Raw genomic sequence first — 4,361 nt, 5'->3', positions numbered from 1 at the left:
CAGGGCAACGGTGGCCGGGCCCAGCAAAAAGGCAATGATCTGGGTCTGGTCGCGGTATTCCTCGTAGTCCACATTCACCAGCGGCAACACGATAATCACCGGGATGGAGGCCACCAGAAACGGGTGAAAGACGGGCAGGCTGTTGCTGCGGCCGTAGATCCAGAGGGCGAAACGGTAGCTGGCCAGCGTCAGTAGCACACCAAACAGGGGGGTGTGTACCAGGCCGGCCAGATTGTCCAGGTTAGCCGGCATGGTCATCTCCATGGGCTTTGCCTGTGACTTCCTGGTGTTTGCCGCCCAGCAGTTTTTTCAGCATCAGGGTAACCACGATCATGCTGAGCAGGGTGCCCAGCACCACGGCCACGCCCAGCGCCAGTGCGTACTCTTCGTAACGGTGCCACTGCAGCACGATGCCGACCCCGAGGGGGAAAATCAGCAGGCTGATGTGTTTGATCAGGGCACCGGCGGCCGGTGCCACCCGCTGCGTAAACGGGGCTTCCAGCAACAGTGCCAGCAGCAACAGCACCATGCCGACCACGGAGGCGGGCAGGGGAATGCCGGTGAGGCGAATAATCACCTCGCCGAAAAACTGGAATAACAGGAGAATCAGCAGGCCATCGATCATGACGGGCTCAGCGGGGCAGTGGGCGGAACATCTGGATCAGGGCGACCACCAGCAGTCCGGCAAACACCACCATGGACCAGGCCGGCAGGCTCAGGCCGAGAAAGGACCAGTCCATTTCTGCGCACTCGCCGGATCCGGCCAGCACTTGCTGGAGTACGTTCTGCAGGGGAAACACGTCGAGCATGTAGTCCAGCCCGGGGCCGCAGGCGGGTACCTGGTCTGCCGGCAGGTTCTGCAGCCAGATGTGGCGCGCGGCCACGGCGCCGCCACCGAGGGCGGCCAGGGCGGTCAGCGCCCCATAGATCCGCACACCCAAGCCTTTGGGTCCGTGCAGGCTGGCGATCAGCAGGATCACCGCTGCGGCGATCACGCCAACGCGCTGGAAAATACACAGGGGACAGGGTTCCAGCCCATCCACGTGTTGCAGGTACAGGGCGCCGGCCATGGCGGCCAGGCAGGCCAGCAAGGCGAGGATATTGAGCAGGCGAGGAGCAGGAATAAGGGGCGACATGGGCGGCTCTTTTCGTCGGGGACCGGCGAAGGGTAGGCAAAAGCGGCAGTGGCGGCAAGGGGGAAAGAGCGGCTGGGGGGGGAACGCAGGATGTCGGCTGCGCAAGGCGCAAGCAACGCTTCCCCCGCAAGGCGGGAGAGAGCTAACCGTTGTGCGGGTTCGCGTCAGGCCTGTTTGGCGTTTTTCTGCTGCAGATTGCGGTCGTGCCAGGCATCGATGCCGGCTTGCCAGCCGTCAAACCACCATTGCGTCAGCTGGGCATCCGTATAGGGGCAACGATTGCTGTCGCCGCCGGACATGCCCCACATGCAGCCCTGATTGTACGCTTTTTCGCACTGCTCCCGGTCTGGAGACATGCCCTTGCTCCTTGCCACGTTCCATTAAGAGTAGCACTACGGTGCTATTTGCATAGCGTGCGAGTCCGCATTTTTGTTGTGCAAATGCAGCAAGAGCGATCTGTGTGCAGCGTTAGCGGTGCGCTATGCAACGGAGTGTGTCGCAGTGCAACGTGACGTTGAGGCGGGCGGCGCATGTCAGGGGCTGTATCGGGGAGTGGAGAGGCCGGCAGCGGCTCCCGCGGGGGCGGGAGCCGCTGTAGCCCCGCTGGCCGGTCAATCGCGGAAGTAATCGGCCAGGTAATCCTCGAAGGATTGCTGGTCAGCGGCTTCCCCGGCGGCCTGTTCGGCCAGGCTATCGGCGGCCAGTGCTTCCAGACGCTGGTTGGTGGCGTCGCAGCGCTGGCGGGACAGGAAGTGGTCACGGTGGGCCAGGGCCTGATCCATGGCGAACTGGAAGAAGCCCTGATTGCGGCTCTCCAGTGTTGCCAGAATCCGCGCGGACGGAGTGGCGCCGGGGTTGTCGACTTTTTCCTGCTGGTGCGCCAGTGCCTCGGCATAGTTGGTGCCGCCATGGGCGCGGTCAAACAGTTCGGCAATGGGCTGCATCTGCTCCAGCTTTTCCGTGGCCCAGTCTTTCAGACTCACCGACTTGCCCCAGTTGCAGAGCTGGGTGGCGGTGTTGCGGCCGTCATAGACCACCTTGCGCAGGTTTTCCTTGCTGGCATGCAGGTCGCATTTTTCCAGTTGCGGTGATTCGCGCAGCAGGCAATAGGTGGCGAACAGGTCCAGAAAGCGGATTTCCTGCTGGTTGATGCCCACCGGTTCGAACGGATTCAGATCCAGCGCGCGGATTTCGATGTATTCCACGCCGCGTTCCCGCAATGCTGTGGTGGGGCGCTCGCCCGGGTTGATGGTGCGCTTGGGGCGAATGGACGAGTAGTACTCGTTCTCGATCTGCAGAATATTGGTGTTGAGCTGGCGGTATTCATCCCCCACCTTGACGCCGATTTTCTCGTAGGCCGGTTCCGGTGTCTTGATGGCGTGGGTGAGGGTGCTGACGTACTCATCCAGGTTGTTGTAGCTGATCGCCAGGGACGACTGGGCATTGTTCTGGTAGCCCAGGTCGCTCATGCGCAGGCTGGTGGCCTGGGGGCGATACAGGGAGTGATCAAAACGCTCCAGCAAATCGTGCTCGCGGCCGGCCAGGAAAGAGGCACACAGGGCCGGGGAGGCGCCGAACAGGTACACCAGCAGCCAGGAATAGCGCTGGAAATTGCGGGTCAGGTCGAAGTAGCGACGGGAAATGTAATCCTGCAACGGTGCGTTGTCGTCTTCCAGTTGCTGGTTCAGTTTCCAGAATGCTTCCGGGTAGGAAAAGTTGTAATGGATGCCGGCAATGGTTTGCATCTTGCGGCCGTAACGATGGCCGAGCCCTTCCCGGTAGACGGCTTTCATGCGGCCCACATTGGCACTGCCGTATTGCGCCACGGGTACATCACTGTCCTTGCCGATCATGCAGGGCATGGAGTTGACCCACAGCACTTCATCGCCAATGTGGCTGTACACATAGCGGTGGAGCTGTTCGAGAAACTCGATGGGTTTGTGCAGTTCGGTGCTGGGCGGGGTAATAAACTCCAGCAGCGCTTCGGAATAATCCGTGGTGATGTACGGGTGCGTCAGTGCAGAGCCCAGCGCTTTGGGGTGCGGGGTTTGCGCAAGGGTGCCATCGGTGGTGATGCGCAGGCTTTCTTTCTCGATGCCGCGACGGATACCAGCCAGGGTGGCGGCGGCATCTGAATCCAGCAGGGCATGAATTCTCTGTTCAAGATGCTTCATGGTTGGGGCCTGTCGTGCGGCCGCCCGGGTGTGGGGCTGGCCGCGGGTGTGACGGAATTCCGACAATCATGGGGCAATAGAATGACGCTGAGAAGTCACTCCCGTTTAGGAGCGCTTCTTGCTGTCCTTCTTCTGCTTCTCTTCCTTGGCCTTGGCAAACAGGTCGGCGAAGGTGCCGCCGCCGCCCTGGGGCTGGCCACCGGCGCGCTGACTTCCGCCACCGCGGCGTTGGTTATTGCCTTTGTTGGCCTGATTGGCGCGGTTGCTGGTGGGGCGCTGGCCGCTGGTTTTTTCGGTGGGCTGGTCGTCCATGCGCATGGTCAGGCTGATGCGTTTGCGATCCAGGTCCACGTCCAGCACTTTCACCTTGACGATATCGCCGGGGGCGACCACCTGGTGCGGGTCTTCCACAAACTTGTCGGCCAGCGCGGACACATGCACCAGGCCATCCTGGTGAACGCCGATATCCACGAAGGCGCCGAAGTTGGTTACGTTGGTGACGGTGCCTTCCAGGATCATGCTTTGCTTCAGATCCTTGAGGGTTTCCACCCCTTCCTTGAGCGCTGCCGCCTTGAATTCCGGGCGCGGGTCACGGCCGGGTTTTTCCAGCTCACTGAGGATGTCAGTGACGGTAGGCAGGCCGAAGTTGTCGTCGGTAAATTCAGCGGCGTTGACCTTCTTGAGGAAGGGCACATCACCCACCAGGTCTTTCAACGGACGACCATGCTTGCCGGCGATCTTTTCCACCACCGGGTAGGCTTCCGGGTGCACTGAAGAACTGTCCAGCGGGTTCTCGCCGTTCATGATGCGCAGGAAACCGGCGGCCTGTTCAAACGTTTTGTCGCCCAGGCGCGGCACCAGTTTCAGGTTGGCGCGGCTGGCAAAGGCACCGTTCTTTTCCCGGAAGGTAACGATGTTGCCGGCGATGGTGCTGTTAAGCCCGGCAATGCGGGCCAGCAGCGGGGCGCTGGCAGTATTCACGTCTACACCCACGGAGTTCACACAGTCTTCCACCACGGTATCCAGCGAGCGGGACAGTTTTACCTGGCTC

General features: G+C 61.4%; 6 protein-coding genes. All 6 read right to left on the bottom strand.

The genetic code is table 11. The features are described from left to right. A partial coding sequence (locus A3754_RS19370; protein WP_197468728.1) for an LrgB family protein occupies positions 1 to 252 on the bottom strand: 252 nt, incomplete at its 3' end. After that, on the bottom strand, positions 242 to 625 hold the full coding sequence (locus tag A3754_RS19365; protein ID WP_063521007.1) for a CidA/LrgA family protein: 384 nt from the start codon (positions 623 to 625) through the stop codon (positions 242 to 244). The genes A3754_RS19365 and A3754_RS19370, both read right to left, overlap by 11 nt. A 7-nt stretch (positions 626 to 632) precedes the next feature. Next, complete coding sequence (locus A3754_RS19360) at positions 633 to 1,136, bottom strand: disulfide bond formation protein B (protein WP_063521006.1); 504 nt, start codon at positions 1,134 to 1,136, stop codon at positions 633 to 635. 164 nt (positions 1,137 to 1,300) lie between these two features. Continuing rightward, on the bottom strand, positions 1,301 to 1,492 hold the full coding sequence (rmf, locus tag A3754_RS19355; protein ID WP_063521005.1) for a ribosome modulation factor: 192 nt from the start codon (positions 1,490 to 1,492) through the stop codon (positions 1,301 to 1,303). Positions 1,493 to 1,747: 255 nt separating this feature from the next. Continuing rightward, a complete protein-coding gene (gene gshA / locus A3754_RS19350; RefSeq protein ID WP_063521004.1) occupies positions 1,748 to 3,310 on the bottom strand; it encodes a glutamate--cysteine ligase in 1,563 nt (520 codons plus the stop codon). A gap of 105 nt (positions 3,311 to 3,415) precedes the next feature. Then, a partial coding sequence (locus A3754_RS19345) for a helix-hairpin-helix domain-containing protein (protein WP_156497097.1) occupies positions 3,416 to 4,361 on the bottom strand: 946 nt, incomplete at its 5' end.

It is taken from the genome of Alcanivorax sp. HI0083, from assembly GCF_001635175.1.
Note: the sequence above shows the minus strand (reverse complement) of the source record. Positions and strands in the feature narration are given on the sequence as shown.

Bases quoted from the DNA above. Each gene is read 5' to 3' on its own strand.
- rmf (WP_063521005.1), bottom strand. From the start codon at position 1,492: ATGTCTCCAGACCGGGAGCAGTGCGAAAAAGCGTACAATCAGGGCTGC.
- gshA (WP_063521004.1), bottom strand. From the start codon at position 3,310: ATGAAGCATCTTGAACAGAGAATTCATGCCCTGCTGGATTCAGATGCC.
- A3754_RS19360 (WP_063521006.1), bottom strand. From the start codon at position 1,136: ATGTCGCCCCTTATTCCTGCTCCTCGCCTGCTCAATATCCTCGCCTTG.
- A3754_RS19365 (WP_063521007.1), bottom strand. From the start codon at position 625: ATGATCGATGGCCTGCTGATTCTCCTGTTATTCCAGTTTTTCGGCGAG.